Annotated in this window: 14 protein-coding genes and 1 pseudogene; 7 read left to right on the top strand and 8 right to left on the bottom strand. The window is 62.1% G+C overall.

The genetic code is table 11. The features are described from left to right. Positions 1-24: 24 nt before the first annotated feature. Positions 25-1374, bottom strand: a complete 1350-nt coding sequence (locus RG2_RS17915; protein WP_033234371.1) for a cryptochrome/photolyase family protein — start codon at positions 1372-1374, stop codon at positions 25-27. Positions 1375-1384: 10 nt separating this feature from the next. Next, positions 1385-1972, bottom strand: coding sequence for a TetR/AcrR family transcriptional regulator (locus tag RG2_RS17910; RefSeq protein ID WP_033234370.1), 588 nt, complete (start codon positions 1970-1972; stop codon positions 1385-1387). Between the two features lie 76 nt (positions 1973-2048). On the opposite strand from RG2_RS17910, the gene RG2_RS17905 reads away from it, so the two are divergent. Continuing rightward, on the top strand, positions 2049-2426 hold the full coding sequence (locus RG2_RS17905; protein ID WP_033234122.1) for a DUF952 domain-containing protein: 378 nt from the start codon (positions 2049-2051) through the stop codon (positions 2424-2426). On the opposite strand, the gene RG2_RS17900 is transcribed toward RG2_RS17905, so the two are convergent. Beyond that, the gene (locus RG2_RS17900; protein WP_033234369.1) at positions 2423-3418 is read right to left on the bottom strand and encodes a hypothetical protein; all 996 of its coding nucleotides are present in this window, start codon (positions 3416-3418) and stop codon (positions 2423-2425) included. The genes RG2_RS17905 and RG2_RS17900 overlap by 4 nt on opposite strands. 89 nt (positions 3419-3507) lie before the next feature. Here RG2_RS17900 and RG2_RS17895 point away from each other — a divergent pair, with 89 nt between their 5' ends. From RG2_RS17895 to mgrA, 4 genes and pseudogenes are all read left to right on the top strand, one after another. Next, positions 3508-4083, top strand: coding sequence for a TetR/AcrR family transcriptional regulator (locus RG2_RS17895; protein WP_033234121.1), 576 nt, complete (start codon positions 3508-3510; stop codon positions 4081-4083). Positions 4084-4120: 37 nt separating this feature from the next. After that, positions 4121-4825: a response regulator transcription factor gene (locus tag RG2_RS17890; RefSeq protein WP_033234120.1), complete on the top strand. Its 705-nt coding sequence runs from the start codon at positions 4121-4123 to the stop codon at positions 4823-4825. Further along, positions 4822-6165 carry a sensor histidine kinase gene (locus tag RG2_RS17885; protein WP_033234119.1) on the top strand — a complete coding sequence of 448 codons (1344 nt, stop codon included), beginning with the start codon at positions 4822-4824 and terminating at the stop codon, positions 6163-6165. The genes RG2_RS17890 and RG2_RS17885 overlap by 4 nt, the downstream gene beginning before the upstream one ends. 16 nt (positions 6166-6181) lie before the next feature. Further along, positions 6182-7212, top strand: a pseudogene (gene mgrA / locus RG2_RS17880) (L-glyceraldehyde 3-phosphate reductase). 10 nt (positions 7213-7222) lie between these two features. On the opposite strand, the gene ppk2 reads toward mgrA, so the two are convergent. After that, entirely contained in the window at positions 7223-8191 is a 969-nt protein-coding gene (ppk2, locus tag RG2_RS17875; RefSeq protein ID WP_162487757.1) for a polyphosphate kinase 2, read from the bottom strand. A gap of 225 nt (positions 8192-8416) precedes the next feature. Here ppk2 and RG2_RS17870 point away from each other — a divergent pair, with 225 nt between their 5' ends. Beyond that, positions 8417-10849 carry a lysylphosphatidylglycerol synthase transmembrane domain-containing protein gene (locus RG2_RS17870; RefSeq protein ID WP_033234118.1) on the top strand — a complete coding sequence of 811 codons (2433 nt, stop codon included), beginning with the start codon at positions 8417-8419 and terminating at the stop codon, positions 10847-10849. A gap of 9 nt (positions 10850-10858) precedes the next feature. Here RG2_RS17870 and RG2_RS17865 read toward each other — a convergent pair whose 3' ends face one another. From RG2_RS17865 to RG2_RS17855, 3 genes are all read right to left on the bottom strand, one after another. Continuing rightward, a complete protein-coding gene (locus tag RG2_RS17865) occupies positions 10859-11137 on the bottom strand; it encodes a Rossmann-fold NAD(P)-binding domain-containing protein (protein ID WP_033234117.1) in 279 nt (92 codons plus the stop codon). Between the two features lies 1 nt (position 11138). Continuing rightward, complete coding sequence (locus RG2_RS17860; protein WP_033234116.1) at positions 11139-12305, bottom strand: LLM class flavin-dependent oxidoreductase; 1167 nt, start codon at positions 12303-12305, stop codon at positions 11139-11141. Positions 12306-12399: 94 nt separating this feature from the next. Beyond that, entirely contained in the window at positions 12400-13170 is a 771-nt protein-coding gene (locus tag RG2_RS17855) for a response regulator transcription factor (protein ID WP_230590122.1), read from the bottom strand. 124 nt (positions 13171-13294) lie between these two features. Here RG2_RS17855 and RG2_RS17850 point away from each other — a divergent pair, with 124 nt between their 5' ends. Then, positions 13295-14506 carry a low temperature requirement protein A gene (locus RG2_RS17850; RefSeq protein WP_033234114.1) on the top strand — a complete coding sequence of 404 codons (1212 nt, stop codon included), beginning with the start codon at positions 13295-13297 and terminating at the stop codon, positions 14504-14506. 34 nt (positions 14507-14540) lie between these two features. On the opposite strand, the gene RG2_RS17845 is transcribed toward RG2_RS17850, so the two are convergent. Next, on the bottom strand, positions 14541-16250 hold the full coding sequence (locus tag RG2_RS17845) for a glycerol-3-phosphate dehydrogenase/oxidase (protein WP_033234113.1): 1710 nt from the start codon (positions 16248-16250) through the stop codon (positions 14541-14543). Positions 16251-16267: the final 17 nt, after the last annotated feature.

Raw genomic sequence — 16267 nt, 5'->3', positions numbered from 1 at the left:
TTCGGCAGCGATCGATCGACGGTTTCACTCCACCTTGATCTCGCCGTAACGCCGCAGGGCTTCTTCACGTTCGAGCGCATGGTCGACGATCGGGTCCGGATAGTCGACCGGGCGCATCGCTTTCAGTGAGTGGACAGCTTTACCAGGAACATCGCGGAGTTCGGGGACCCACCGACGGACGTATGTGCCGTCGGGATCGAACTTCTCGCCCTGGGTAATCGGGTTGAATACCCGGAAGAACGGTGACGCGTCGGTTCCCGACCCCGCTGTCCATTGCCAGCCGTGCTGATTGGACGCCAGATCACCGTCGACGAGGTGTTGCATGAAGAACCGCGCGCCGCGCCACCACGGAATGTGCAAGTCCTTCACCAGAAATGACGCCACGATCATCCGAACCCGATTGTGCATCCAGTTCTCGGCCGCGAGTTGCCGCATGCCCGCATCGACGATCGGAAAACCTGTCTTGCCCTCACACCAGGCAGTGAAGACGGCGTCTGCGTCGGCTCCACCGTCGTGACGTAAGCGGTCGAACTTGTTGTCGTAGTTCTTCCGTGCACTGTCGGGGCGTTGAAACAGGATGTCTGCGTAGAAGTCTCGCCAGGCCAGCTGGCGACGATAAGCCTGAGCGCCGTCGCCGAGTCGCTTGGAAAGATCTGCCAACATGGTTCGCGGATGGATCGTGCCGTACTTGAGCGGAATCGACATCCGGCTGGTGGTGTCGAGATCGGGCCGATTGCGTTCGTCGTCGTACCGGCCAAGATCGTTCTCGCAGTATTCTTTCCACTGCTCGAGCGCACCGGCCTCACCGACGAAATCACTGACGGAGCCGGATGGCACGGGAATCTTCACCCGGCGCGGGCCACCGTCCTTGCCGCTCGGATCGAACCAACGAACGGTCTGCGTATCGGTCGACGCGGGGCCCCGCCAACCGTGTTCCATCCACTGACGGAAGTACGGCGTGAACACCTTGTACGGATCACCGTCGGCCTTGGTGACGCGTCCGGGCGCTACGGCGTACGGAGAACCGGTCGCGATCAACTCCACCTGCTCCGCCACTGCAGCGTCGCGCCGCCGGCCGTACGGTCCGTAGTCGGCACTGATGTGAACTTCTTCGGCGCCAACGGATTCCGCTACACGGGGCACCACGTCCGCCGGATCACCTCGAACAACCATCAATCGTCCGTCGAGTTGCTGATCGAGCGCCGTCAAGTTGGCGAACAGTTGATCCTGGCGGGGTGACCCTGCCGGTCCGAGCAGTTTCTCGTCGAGAACGAACAGCCCCAACACCTCACCGCCGGCATCCGACGCCGCACTCAGGGTAGGAAGGTCACCTACCCGCAGATCGCGTCGAAACCAGACCACAGAGTTGCTCACCCCGTCGAGCCTACCGATCAGATCCCAGAACGCACCGCATCGCCCGAGCAGCAAGTTGCCCAGCTTTCTCGGGTGTCGGTTCGGAGGCGACCCCGAGCAATCGCCGACGGTGTTCCTCACCGAGCAGCAAGGTGTACAGCTGATCCGCGCACAGCGCAGCCTCCTCACCGTGCTGATCCAGCAATATCTTTTCCAGGAAGGCAATCGACTTGGCTGGGCCGGATTCGTAGAAAGCTGCCGCCAGGTCAGGGAACTGCAATGCCTCACCGATCATCATGCGGTGCAGTGCAATCGAATTTTCGCTGTGCAAGGCGACGACGATATCCACTGCTGCTGAGAGAAGGTCGGACTGGCCACTGCCTGCATTCTCGACGTACGAGTGCTGACGTGCGACGGCAGCTGCAAACACCGCAGACTTGTCGCCGAAGTAGCTGTACACGGTGCGCTTGGCGACGCCGGCCGCCGTGGCAATCGCATCGATGGTCGTTCGCGCAAAGCCGACTTCCCGAAACGAGTCGACCGCGACGTCGAGGATTTCGTTACGCCGGTCAGCGCGCTCGGCGTCACTGGTTCTCCCTCGTCGGCGAGGTTGCTCCATCAAGTCCCCCATTACGGTGCCACGCAATTAATGCTACGTTGACGTTTCATTAACTAGAACCTTACAGGAGCACCCCATGACCGGACAACGACTCGTCCACGTCGCAATCGCAGACGATTGGGAAGCGTGCAAGCGCTTCGGTGAATATGAGGTCTCCACTCGCGGAATCAGTTACGACGAGGCGGGATTCATCCGCGCAACCACCCCGGACGCACTCGCTTCGGTGCTCGATCTGGTGTTCGGCGACCTGACCCTGCCGCTGATCGTCGCCGTCATCGACGAGGACGCTCTGACCTCCGCGGGCATCGACGTCGAACGGGAGGCCGGAAAGCCTCGAATTCTCCGACCTCTACCGATGGACGAGGACACCGTGGTCGCCGAACTCGCCGTGGAACGCGTTGACGGGGCCTGGCCGATTCCCGACCTGACCCCGTACGCAACCCACGCCCGCTAGACCAGCACAGCCTCTGGTTCGGCTACCGGCATCGACGACTTCTTCCGGCCGGCGGCAACGCACAGCGCACTCCCCGCAGCAATCCAGCACAACAGCACCAGTAGTGGTGTGCCTGCTCCATTGCCGTCGAAGAAGGCCATCGAGCGGACTGATGCCCCTGCGGCGCCCGGCGGGAGCAGTTGCCCCAACGCACCCCAACCCGCAGGCAACCACGCCGCCGTTGTCGCCATCCCCGAGAGCGGATTGCCGACGAACATCATCGTGACGGCGCCTAACGCGAACCCCTTCATCCCGAGCAGCGATTCGAGCCCCAGAATGGGGAGCGAAATAGCCGAAATACCCACGGTGAGCGTTAGGGCGGTGAGCAGGTAGTTTCCGTCAAGGCTATTGGTGCCGAACTGCAGAATGGCAGTCAGTGCAAAACCAGCGACAACCGCGACGCCGACGGCGCCCAGCACTCGCTTGACGATACTGCGCGGAAACAGTTGCACGAGAACAACAGCAGGCATGATTCCTCCGAACACCAGCGGCAGGGCCAATGCCGTGAGCCCAGCACCAATCGGATCGTCCGCCGTCAGCGGCACAACGTCTTCGACGGGCACCTGTGCCCCCGAAGCCTCCGAGAGGCCGTTGGCCACCCCGGTCAGGGTTTGAGCGATCGGCGTACCGCCGGCGGTCGCGATCAGCACGTGAGGGCCGGTCGCGTCGACGGCGATTCCGCCGACCACGTCTCGATTGCGAATCGCGTCGCGAAGGGAGTCGACATCGGCGAAGTTCTGGGTGTCGAAGGCACCCGGCTTGGTCGCCTCGAGCGAGGCGCTGATCTGCGTGGTTGCCTGGACTGGACCGGTGATGCCCAACTTCAGTTCGTGCGGGCCACTGTTTACCGAGGGCAGCACGAAAGCGAGCAGCATCAGCCCGATCACGGCGGACAAGCCCAACACCACGGCCACCAGCTTCTTGCGATCCCGTGCTTCAGCTTCGACGTTCATGATCACCTTCCCTAAGTGGAAGTTTTTCCTCCACTATTTGTGGAAGATATTCCTCCGGTTATGATGAACTGTCAATACCGGAGGTGAATGTGCGAGCCGATGCACGCGAACGCAGGAACGCAATAGTCGACGCCGCACGAGCGGTGTTCACCGAGCGTGGGCACGACGCCCCCCTCGACGCGGTCGCAGAACTAGCGAAAGTGGGGATAGCCACGCTCTATCGCAATTTTCCGACGCGCGAGGACCTGGTGACCGCGGTCGCCGTCGCGACGCTGACCGACGTCCGAGAGGCTGCGGACATCGCCCTCACAGCGATGCCAACCGATCCGACAAACGCGTGGCACACGTTGGTGGATCGGCTCGTGGAACTGCGCCTGGGTGCGCTCATTCCTGCCCTGGTGGAACATAGTTTCACCGAGTTGGCCCCCGAAGTTCTGGCAGTGCGCGAGGTGACGAAAGCGAAGATGACCGCGACAATCGGCGCCGCTCAGAGCGCCGGACTGGTCCGCGCCGATCTTCAACCCCTCGAATTTGTCATGGCCCTGGCCAAACTGACCCGCCCACAAATCGAACTGTCCGACGAGGCCATGCCGAACCTGGTCCCGAGGTTGGTCGCGGTGTTCATGGCCGGTCTACGACCGGACGGCACCGATTTACCGGTCTGATCCCCAAATCTGACAATCCCGCGGGCACAATAGGGCGGTGACCGACACTCCGCTCATCCTCGTGGTCGACGACGACGCCGACGTCCGCTCTTCCCTCGAACGCGGATTGAGGCTTACGGGATTCACCGTCCTGACGGCGGTCGACGGCGCCGACGCCCTCCGTGTGATCGCGAACAAGCATCCTGACGCGGTGGTTCTCGACATCAACATGCCGGTACTCGACGGCACCGGAGTCGTCACCGCGCTACGCGCTGCAGGCAACGAAATCCCCATCTGTGTGCTGAGTGCCCGAAATTCTGTCGACGACAGGATTGCCGGACTCGAATCCGGAGCCGACGACTACATGGTCAAACCCTTTGTCCTCGCCGAACTGATCGCTCGGATCCGGGCAATGCTGAGGCGGAGCAATGCCCCGGCCAGTGACCGCGGCGAAGGCGCCAACACCTTGCGCGTCGGCAATCTCGACATCGACCTATCCGGACGACGCGTTCGCGTCGACGGCAGTGAGGTCCCGTTGACCAAACGCGAATTCGAGTTGCTCGAAGTGCTCGCACACAATTCCGGCATCGTTCTCACCCGCGAACGCCTCCTCGAACTTGTGTGGGGGTACGACTTCGTCGCGGACACCAACGTCGTTGACGTGTTCATCGGATATCTTCGCCGCAAGTTCGAGTCGGGCGGCTCGCCGCGACTGCTGCACACCGTGCGCGGTGTCGGTTTTGTCCTGCGGGAAAATCCGTGAAGCCTCGGCAATACTCACTCCGAATCCGAGTAGCTGCCGCTGCCGCGTTGGGGGCCACGTTCATCGTCCTCGCACTCGGGGCTGTCGTGGCGTTGGCCATCGCACGAAACAACCTGGCACAGTTGGACCGTCGCCTCGAAACCGCGTCGACGGTACTCGTGGCCAACGCTGCGACGGCCGGCCCGTTCCTCGGAGCGTTCGGGGACGCCGGCGCGTTCTCGGTGACGATCCGCACCGCCACCGACGGAACGGTCATGTCGAGCACACCCACCCGGTTGCCGGAACTGCCGCCGGGTTCGGAAACCGTCGAAGTCGACGGAACCAAGTACCGCGCATACACCTCGAAAGCCGAAGGCATCAACGCTCTTGTCTCACTGGCAGTTCCGTATGCAGAAGCTCGCGACATCACGGTCGAACAGCAACGTCAGGTTGCCTTCTTCGGACTGGGCGCCGTGGCCGCTGCCGCCGCCCTTGGGTGGTTGTTCGGCGGCCCCGCTGTGCGTCCGCTGGTGGAATTGACCCGCCGGATCGCCCGACGCGACCCGGACCTCGCGACGCAGGTTTCCGGCATCCGAGAGGCGGACGAGCTTGCGGCAGCAGCAGAGTCGATGCTCAAGGACGTCGCCAGCGCACAAGCTGCCACGACGTCGGCGTTGGCAACTGCCCGCGACTTTGCCTCCGCTGCCGCACACGAGCTACGCACTCCGCTGACAGCAATGCGCACAGATATCGAAGTGCTGTCCACCCTTGATCTGAACCAGTCTCAGAGACAAGAGATTCTGGTTGATCTCGCCCGCGCTCAAGGCCGGGTGGAATCGACCCTGCGAGACCTCGAGCGACTTGCGAAGGGCGAACTGTCCACGTCCGAGGACTTCAAGGACACCGATCTGATCGAAGTGTGCGATATCGCCGCCGAGGAGGCGATGCGCCTGTATCCGGATCTGCGCGTGAGCGTCGACGCCGCCGATTCGCCTGTGCCGTATCGCATTCACGCACTACCGGGTGGAATTCGTCTGATTCTCGACAATGCCATCACCAATGCCGTGCGGCACGGCCGTGCCACCGAAGTGCGTATCACGCTGAGTTATCGGGCCGCCGCACCCGCCGAGTTCACCATCACCGTCGACGACAACGGGGCAGGTATCCCGGTAGACGAGCGAGAGGCAGTGTTCGGGCGATTCACCCGCGGGTCCACTGCGAGTCAGACCGGTTCCGGGTTGGGGCTTGCACTGGTAGCGCAGCAAGCCTCCATACACGGCGGCAGCACATCGTTCCACGACAGCCCGTTGGGCGGTGCACGACTGCTGATCGAACTCAAGGATCTGTCAACGCACCACTGAATCGAAGGCAGGAACAATGTCCGAACCGTATGTCGCGCAGCCCGATCGCTACAACACCATGCCCTACCGTCGTACCGGCAAGAGCGGGTTGAAGCTTCCCGCCATTTCACTGGGCCTGTGGCACAACTTCGGCGACGACGTCCCCATCGACCGCCAACGGGCCGTGCTACGACGCGCATTCGACCTCGGCATCACCCACTTCGATCTGGCCAACAACTACGGCCCGCCGTACGGCAGTGCCGAAACCAATTTCGGACGGATCTTGCGGGAGGACTTTGCATCCCATCGCGACGAGTTGATTATCTCGTCGAAAGCCGGGTGGGACATGTGGCCGGGCCCTTACGGTTTCGCGGTTCACGCAAGTACCTGCTGGCTTCACTCGACCAGTCGCTGAGCCGCCTCGGTGTCGACTACGTCGACATCTTCTACAGTCACCGCCCCGACGCGGAGACCCCGATCGAGGAGACTGCCGGAGCTCTCGTCAGCGCCGTCCAGCAGGGCAAGGCGTTGTATGCGGGGATCAGTTCGTACTCCCCCGAGCGCACCGGCGTGATCGCCGCACTACTCGAAGCAGCCGGTGTTCCGCTGTTGATCCACCAGCCGAGTTACTCGATGCTGAACCGCTGGATCGAACAGGATCTACTCGCCACTGTCGACGAACTCGGCGTCGGCGTGATTGCGTTCTCCCCCTTGGCCCAGGGAATGCTCACCGACCGCTACCTCGACGGCGTCCCCGAGAATTCACGTGCGGCACAAGGCAAATCACTCGACCCGTCGTGGCTCACCGACGATGCTCTGACCCACATCCGGGCCCTCGACGCCATCGCCCGTGGTCGTGGCCAGTCATTGGCGCAACTCGCGCTCAGCTGGGCGCTCCGCGATTCGCGCGTCACCTCGGTGCTGATCGGAGCATCCAGTGTGCCGCAGCTCGAAGCCAACGTCGGAGCACTCGACAATCTCGAGTTCAGCGCCGACGAACTCGCCTCCATCGATCGACACGCGCGTGAGAGCGGCATCAATCTGTGGGCGGAGGCCAGTTCGATCTGAACAGGCGGACCTAGGCCAGGGTCGGCAACTCGACGTTGACGTGCTCGCCCTCTTCGAAGACGGCTGACGCCGGTCCGACGATCAGGGGATCCGGGATTCCCACAACCCGGTGATCCTTGTTGGGGTATTCGAAGGAGGCGAGCACGTGACGCATCGCCTCGAGCCGAGCGCGTTTCTTGTCGTTGCTCTTGATCACCGTCCACGGAGCGTCGCCGGTGTCCGTGTAGAAGAACATCGCCTCCTTGGCCTGGGTGTAGTCGTCCCACTTGTCCAGGGAGGCAAGGTCAGTGGGTGAAAGCTTCCACTGACGCACCGGGTCGGTTCGACGGGCGGCGAACCGCGCCAACTGCTCCTCACGGCTCACCGAGAACCACAGCTTGTGCAGGTGAATCCCGGAGTTGACGAGCATCCGCTCGAAGTCCGGTGCTTCCCGCATGAATTCGAGATACTGCGTCGGCGTGCAGTACCCCATCACACGTTCGACGCCGGCGCGGTTGTACCACGACCTGTCCATCATCACGATTTCGCCGCCACTCGGAAGATGCGCGACGTACCGCTGGAAATACCACTGTGTGCGCTCGATATCGGTCGGCTTCTCCAGCGCAACGACGCGCGCGCCACGCGGATTGAGATGTTCGGTGAACCGTTTGATGGAACCACCCTTGCCCGCCGCGTCTCGCCCTTCGAAGATGATCAGAATCTTCTGACCGGTCTCCTTGGCCCACAGCTGCAACTTGAGCAATTCGATCTGGAGGCGGCGCTTCTTACGCTCGTACTCCCGCCGCGACATCTTCTTCTCGTACGGGTACCCCTGTTTCCAGGCATCCGCGTATTCGGCAGGCTCCAGCCCCCCGAGTTTGTCCGTCAGGTTCGCAATCTCGTCGATCTCGTGCGCGTAGTCCTCGGTCACGGAGATTCTGGCGCCTTTGACGGACAAGTCTGGAACCCGACCGTCGACACCGTTCGACTCAGGACTCATAAGTGGTGCGCTCCTTACCGTCGAGCATCCGGAATGTGAATTTTACGCTCTGATGTCCGGCCACGTACGATCTCTGCTGCATTTACCGCGAACGCGCGGCAACACGTGCTTGCTCGCGGATGGACAACACGTCGCTGCCTTGCGGCGCACTGACGCCGGCACGGTACTTTGAGTCGAGGTAACCACAACGGCTGCCGATACCTGCATGAGAAGAGTTCTGAGGATATGCGTGTTGACGGACGGGACATCCCGGTAACGGGAAGTCTGCTGCCGCCGCTGCAACGCAGAACCAGCGACATCATGCGCGTCGTATTTGCTGCGGTAGTCCTTGGCGGTGTGATCGCCGGTTCGCTGATCACCCGTAGTCAGTGGGACGCCCTCGAGACCTCCGTGTCCAACATCGTCGGTGTTCTCTCGCCCAGCCTGTCCGACACGGTGTACCTGCTGTACGGCCTCTCTATCCTGGCTCTGCCGTTCGCGATTCTCATCGAACTGATCGTCGGCAGACGCTGGAAACTGTTTGCCGGGTATGCCGCGGCGGCGATGTGCGCGCTGGTGGCGCTGTCATTCACCGGAACCGGGCTCTCCGCCCCGAAATGGCACCTCGACGTGCCCGACCGCCTCGACGCCACCTTCCTGTCCCAGTTCCTCGACGATCCCCGCTGGATCGCGATGCTGGCCGCCGTTCTGACCGTGTCCGGACCGTGGCTGGCAAAGAAGTGGCGACGTGTCTGGTGGACCTTGCTTCTGCTGTTCGCGCCGATCCACCTCGTCGTCAGTGCGATCGTGCCCGCCCGGTCGATGCTCGGATTGGCCGTCGGTTATCTCATCGGTGCCGTCATCGTCCTGCTGGTCGGCACACCCGCTCTCGAAGTTCCGCTCGATTCCGCAGTGCGTGTGCTGTCGAAACGCGGCTACCGGGTCACGGCGTTCCGAGTGGTCAGCCCCTCAGGTCTCGGTCCACTCGTACTGTCCGCAGCCGTCGACGAAGTCCCCGACGACGAACTCTGCGAGGATCTGACCGTCGAACTGTACGGACAGAATCAGCGCAGCAGCGGCGTGATCCGGCAGACTTTCCGCTGGATTTCCCTGCGCAATCGCGAGACTCCGCCGCGTCATGCGTCGCTCCGCCGAGCCGTCGAACATCGTGCGTTGATGGGAATCGCGTTTGCCGACATCGGACTCGCAAGTTCCAAGGCAGTGGCAACCGCACCACTCGATCGTGGCTGGGAAATGTACGCTCGCCCCACTCCCCGTGGGATCCCGCTCACCGTCGCTGCCCGGGATCAGAAAACCGAGGATCTCGACGCGGACGGTCCGTCCACCAAGCTTGTCGACACACTGTGGCAGACACTGCACACGACACACGTCCACCAGATGGCACACGGCGACCTCCGCGCATCCGAGATCCACATCGACGGCGGCGGAGTCCTGTTCGGCGGTTACGCCTACTCCGAATTCGGCGCTACCGACGTGCAGATGCAATCGGACAACGCACAGCTGCTCCTCACCACGGCAGCACTGTTCGGCGTCGAGTCGGCTGTGGACGCGGCTATCCGCACCCAGGGCGCGGAAACAATTCTTGCCGCTTCCGGACGATTGACCGCCTCAGCTATGCCGAACCGAATCCGCAAGGGAATCCCCGATTCCACCCCGCTGATGACCGAGATCCGCGACGAAGTCGGCGCCAAGAACGGCATCGAGAAAGTCGCCCCGGCACAGGTCACACGATTCAGTCGCAATCAGATCATCCAGCTGGTGCTCCTCATCGGCTTGGTCTACGTCGCTTACCCGTTCGTGGTTCAGGTGCCGACATTCCTGTCCGAACTCGAGACCGCCAACTGGTGGTGGGCACTGCTGGGACTCGGAGTCTCAGCACTGACGTATGTCGGTGCCGCCGCAGCGCTGTGGGCCTGCGCGTCGTCGATGGTCAGCTATCGACATCTACTGATCATGCAGGTGGCCAACACGTTTGCGGCCACCACCACGCCGGCCGGTGTCGGCGGCCTGGCACTGAGTGTGCGCTTCCTCCAGAAGGGTGGACTCGGAACCGTCCGAGCCACAGCTGCAGTTGCGTTGCAACAGACGGTTCAAGTAGTGACCCACGTGGGTCTGCTGATCTTCTTCTCCGTCGTGGCCGGCCGAGATGCCAACCTGTCGCACTTCATCCCCGGAACGACAGTGCTGTCCCTCATCGGCGGCATCGCCCTGGGAATTCTGGGCGCATTCATGTTCATCCCCAAACTGCGGCGCTGGCTCAACGAGGATCTCAAGCCACAGATCACCGAGGTTCTCGGCGAACTGAGTCAGCTGGCACGTAACCCCACACGCTTCCTCATCATCGTCGGCGGAAGTGCGGCAACAACTCTCGGCGCAGCATTGGCACTGTGGGCCAGCGTCGAAGCGTTCGGCGGCGGAACAACGTTCATCACCGTCACGATCGTGACCATGATCGGCGGAACGCTTGCATCAGCCGCCCCGACACCCGGCGGCGTCGGCGCCGTCGAGGCCGCCCTCATCGGCGGCCTGACGGCATTCGGACTCCCCGCGAGCATTGCGGTCCCGTCGGTCCTCCTCTACCGCGTGCTGACCTGCTGGCTGCCCGTCTTCTGCGGTTGGCCCATCTTGCGATGGCTACAGAAGAAAGACATGGTCTGAAAGAAGCCGCTACGTGCGAACAACGTGGGCTTGCAAGGCTTTTCCGTCCTCGTCTATCCAGCCCTTACTCTTGGCGTAGTCGATCATCTCCGCCACGCCTGCCGCAGCGTTCTCGATTCGCTTCGTGAGAATGAAAGCGCTTGCACCGCGCGCATAACCGAAATCCCGAGCGCGCAGCACCTCGTCGAGTTCACGCTCGGTCATGTCCGACGGCACCTCGACATGGAAGTCCCGTAGGTTCCCGGCATCCTCGACGCTGACCCGGCCTTCCTCGACCCTGATGTACACGTCAGGCCTTGTCTGCGACCTCTTGGGCGTACTTCTTCGTCATGTGATCCACCGCGTCGAGTTGTGCCTTGGCATGTCCCTCCCGGACGGCCCGTGCATGCTGCGCTGCATCCAACGTGGCCTGCGCCTGCCCCTGGAAATGGGGAAAGACCTCCTGCGCGAACAACTCTGCCGAACGACGCGTGTCCTGCGGATTCGCCCAGTTATGTCCCATCTGCAGCATGCATCCGAATCCACCGGACTGATCCCACAGTCGTTGCACTTGACGCCGAGCCTGCTCCGGCGTGCCGATAACGCCGATTCCCGCCTCGTTGACGAAGTCGATCATCTCGTTCAAACGAGACCCCGAGACCGCCATCTGAGGGAAGGCCGCGACGTGCTGGAAGTAGTCGAACCACTCCTCGATTCCGTACTCCACCTGCTTGCGCGCTTCCGCCTCGGTTTCCGCGATGTGGAACGGCCCCGCCAGAGACCACCTGCGACGGTCCACCGTGGTGCCGTTGGCTTCTGCGCGCTCCTCCATCACGTTCCAATGATGTGCCAGCGCATCGAAACCGTCGGCGGACAGGGTCGCACCGATGGACAGCAAACCCAGACCATGTGTGCCGGCCAGGCGTGGCCCGGTCGGGGAAGCGACTGCGGCAACGGTTATTTCGATACCGTTCTCCGAATACGGGGCAAGTTGCAGCTTCGCGTCGAACAACTCGTGAGTGCGCGTCTTTGCCGATACCGTCTCGCCACGGAGCAGCCGAACGACGATGTCGAGATTCTCCTGCAACAACTCTCGCGTGTCTGTCGGATTGAGTCCGATCATCGCCGAGTCGGTGGGCAACGATCCGGGCCCGACGCCGAAGATCGTGCGACCGTGAGTCAGATGGTCCAACTGCATGATTCGATCAGCTGCCCACAGAGGATTGTGATACGACAGCGACGTCACGCCGGTTCCGAACCGGATTCGCGGTGCCCGCTGCGATGCCGCGGCAATCATGATTTCCGGTGATGCAATGATTTCGCTTCCGGCGGAGTGATGTTCACCGAACCACGCCTCGTCGTAGCCCAACCGGTCGAGATGTTCGACCAGTTCGAGATCGCGCTGCAACGCTGCCGTCGGATTACGTCCGGGGACGTGGAACGGTGCCATGAAATACCCGAAGCGAAGCCTGCTCATGAGTTTCTCCTTGTGCCGTGGTCCAATTCTTGGCCGTGCACACAAAGGCTATCCATCGAGTGACGCCAGTCACAGTGCACGAAAGTGGATAATTTCAGGCCTGCTGGTCGGCCAATTTGTGCTGGTAGACCAACTTCACGAACTCCGCCCGATTGCGCACGTGCAGCACAGCGAGGATCCGGCTGACGTATTTCTTCACCGTGTCGGGACTCAACGACAAGATCACCGCGATCTCGTCGTTGGTATGGCCGTCGGCCAACAGTTCGGCAAGATCACGCTGCCGCCGCGTCAACTTTTCCTGCCAACTCGGACTCGACTGACCGGGCAAGGTCTGACACAACAGTGATAGTTGCCGACCCACTATCCCCAAGCCCGCCACGTCGGTCGCGGACAGATCCTTGCCCTCCGAATCGAAAATCCCGACCAATCCGTGAACGCCATGAGCCAGTTGGAGGTGCATGACCGCTGCGCTGTGCAAACGCTTGCGATAAAGAAAATCGCTGAGGTACGTCGCCGATTCCGATGGCACATCCAATAATTGAGTGTGGGTGATGGCCGGGGATGACATCAATGTCGCCCGAGATTGCGCTGTCGCGAACACGTCATCGGGATACCACCGCGCTTGATACTCGTCGAGAATCGGAGTAATCCGACCCGTGGTCACCGGATTCGGGTCAGCGAATGCCGACGTGAATGTGGGACCGACGAGGAAGGTGGTGTTGGGGCAGCGGTAGTGATCGTGCAACGCGACCATGAGGAGGTTCTTGAGCTGATCGAGCGTTCTCGCGGCCGAACAGTAGTCGAGGATCGCAAAGACACGGTCGTAGTCCGCCGCGGACAGCGCGAGGTTACCGCTACCGTGCACGTCGACCACCTCACCCGAACTATGATCCAGATCACTCAACGGACAGCATAAGCACAACTTCGAGAAAACGGACAAGTTCGCTGCCTACCAGCACGGTTGATGCCGATAACCGATACTGAGCTTTATGTCGGAACTCGGAAATGAACCGGACTCGAAGCAGAAGGCGGTGCTCGAGCGACACGCGTCATGGATCGAATTGTTCTTCGACCTGGTCGTGGTTGCCGGTATCGGTCAGTTGGCTCACCTGCTCCACGGTTCGCCGTCGTGGTCGGATGTCGCGCTCTACGCATTGCTCTATCTCGCGTTCTGGACCGCGTGGGCGACGTTCACGATGTACGGCAACATTGCCGGCGACCGCGTCCGAATCCCGAGCATGCTGATCGCCATGTTCGGACTGGCCGTCATGATGGCGGCCGTGGCCGGCATCCACGACAACCATGCGCTGGCCTTCGCTGTCGCCTACGTGGCCGTACGTCTGCTCGCGAGTCGGGTGTGGCACAACGGCCAGATAGTCGTGGACTGGCCGATCGCCCAGATGTCTCTCGGCGTGATTCCGTGGATCGTCTCGTTCTGGTTCGAGGGCGAAACTCGGTTCTGGCTCTGGACCGCCGGTGTGACCATCGATCTGCTGATCATGTTCATCGTCTCCGGCACCGCGATCATGGCAGACGCGCAGGAAAAGCTCGACCGCATCATCAAGATCCGTGGGTTCAAGGACGATCGGATGCCCGAACTCGAAGCCCTGCACTCCGAACGGGCTCACCTTGCAGAGCGGCTAGGCCTGTACGTCATCATCGTGCTGGGCGAGGGTGTGATCCTCGTGATCTCCGCGGCCTCGAAGCTCACCTGGGACTCAACGGTGGTCAGCCTCGCCGTCGGGTCGTTTGTCCTGCTCTCGGGTATGTGGGCGCTCTCGCTTCTCTACGGTCACGCCGGCGTTCCGCACCTGCAGCCCGAGAAGTTTCCCGCTCGCATCGACATGGCCATGCACTGTTTCACCACCGGCGCAATCGCGGTTCTGGTCGCAGGACTCGGAGCGGCAACCGAACACGGTGCGGAGCATACGCCCGCGAATCTGCGGTGGCTGTTGTGCGGAAGCATCGCAGTCTATTTCGGAATCAGCACGGTGGCGGGGCTGTTTGCGCGGTCGGACCGACGGTGGCTGCTCGGCTGGGCGATCCCCTGCACCGCGATCCCCATCGTCATGGGCGTCGTCGGCACACATATGAGCGCAACGTGGATCATCTGGGTGCTGGTGGCCACCGTCGCCTGGCAGAACGCCTACGAGTACGCGCAGGTACGGCGTTCGCGCCGCTCTGCTGTGCGCCTTTATTAACCCCCGCGCGGTTAATAAAGGCGCACAGCGGAAGTCACCCTACGGTGACGCCCGTGCGAACGTCCGGTGCACCCAGGCGCGCCGCATCAGCCGTCAGATCGTCGGGCTGCTCCTGAGATTCCCGCTCGGCTGCAACGCGCAACCGGTAGTGCTCGATCTCCTCGGCAATGTGCTCGGGGGTCCAACCCAACACCGGCGCAACCAGTTCGGCTACTTCCGCGGCTGCCGCGTCGCCGCGGTCCGTGACCTCGATCGATATACGAGTACGGCGGGTCAGGATGTCGTCGAGATGCTGCGCACCCTCGTGACTCGCGGCGTAGTGAATCTCCGCCTCGAGGTACTCGGGGGCAGAGTCCAAAGGCCGTCCCAGTTCCGGCCTCGCTTCGATGAGTTCGAACAACTCGTCAGCCAAAGTGCCGTAGCGACCCAGCAGGTGTTCGATAGTCGAAACGTGCAGTCCGGTGCGCTCAGCGGTGAGGTGCCGGTTGTTGTACGCGGCAAAGTAACCGTCGGCGCCCACCAACTGAATACGCTCGGTGCACGACTTCGGCACCTTCTGCTCGAGTCCGTGCACCGCGGAATCGACTGCGTCCTTGGCCATCACGCGATAGGTGGTGTACTTGCCACCGGCCACCACCGTCAAACCCCGAACCGGACTCGACACCGCGTGCTCACGGGAGAGAGTGCTGGTCGAATCCGATTCGCCGAACAGCAACGGACGCAGTCCCGCGTACACACCGACGACATCCTCGTGCGTCAGCTCGTCCTGGAGGAGCTTGTTGACATGACCGAGGATGTAGTCGATGTCGCTTCGGCTCGCTGCCGGATGCGCGAGGTCGAGGTTCCAGTCCGTGTCCGTCGTACCGATGATCCAGTGGCTTCCCCACGGGATCACGAACAGCAGGCTCTTCTCGGTCCGCGTGATGATTCCGGTTGACGAGTTGATGCGGTTGCGCGGGACGACCAGGTGAACGCCCTTGGACGCGCGGACCTGGAATTGTCCTCGCCCACCGACCATTTCCTGAATCTCGTCAGTCCACACGCCTGCTGCGTTGATGACCTGGCGAGCCCGGATCTCGAACGCGCGACCGGTTTCCAGGTCCACTGCCTTCACACCGACAACCCGGTCCTCCTCGCGGAGGAAACCGACGACGCGCGTGCTGTTGACGCACAGCGCGCCGTACTCGGCTGCCGTGCGCGCCAGCATCATCGTGTGCCGGGCATCATCTACCTGTCCCTCGTAGAACTTGACCGAACCGCGGATGGCAGAACGCTTTCCGGAAGGGAACGATTCGAGGGTCTTCTTCTTTCCCACATGCTTGTGGTGTGAGGGAACCCCACGGCCTGCGCCCATCACGTCGTAAACGCCGATGCCCAGACCGACGTATGGCCGGTCGATCATCTTCTCGAGCGGGTAGATGAACGGCACCGGCTTCGCAAGGTGCGGACACAGCGAGTTCAGTACCAGGGACCGCTCACGCAGTGCCTCGAACACGAGCGCAAAATTGAACTGCTCGAGGTAGCGCAGTCCGCCGTGGAACAACTTACTGGACCGGCTCGAGGTTCCGGACGCGAAGTCACGTGCCTCCACCAAGCCCACCTTCAGACCTCGAGTTGCGGCGTCGAGTGCACTGCCCGCGCCGACCACGCCACCGCCGATGACCAGGACATCGAGTTCGGTTTCTTCCAACTTCTTCAGCGACTCCGCCCGCGAGGACGGACTCAATGCTTGTGCTGTGCTCATGAAAATGGTTCCTTCAC

Origin of the sequence: Rhodococcus globerulus NBRC 14531, assembly GCF_001894805.1 — a bacterium.
GTDB lineage: Bacteria > Actinomycetota > Actinomycetes > Mycobacteriales > Mycobacteriaceae > Rhodococcus_F > Rhodococcus_F globerula.
This window is presented reverse-complemented; position numbering and strand designations above follow the sequence as displayed.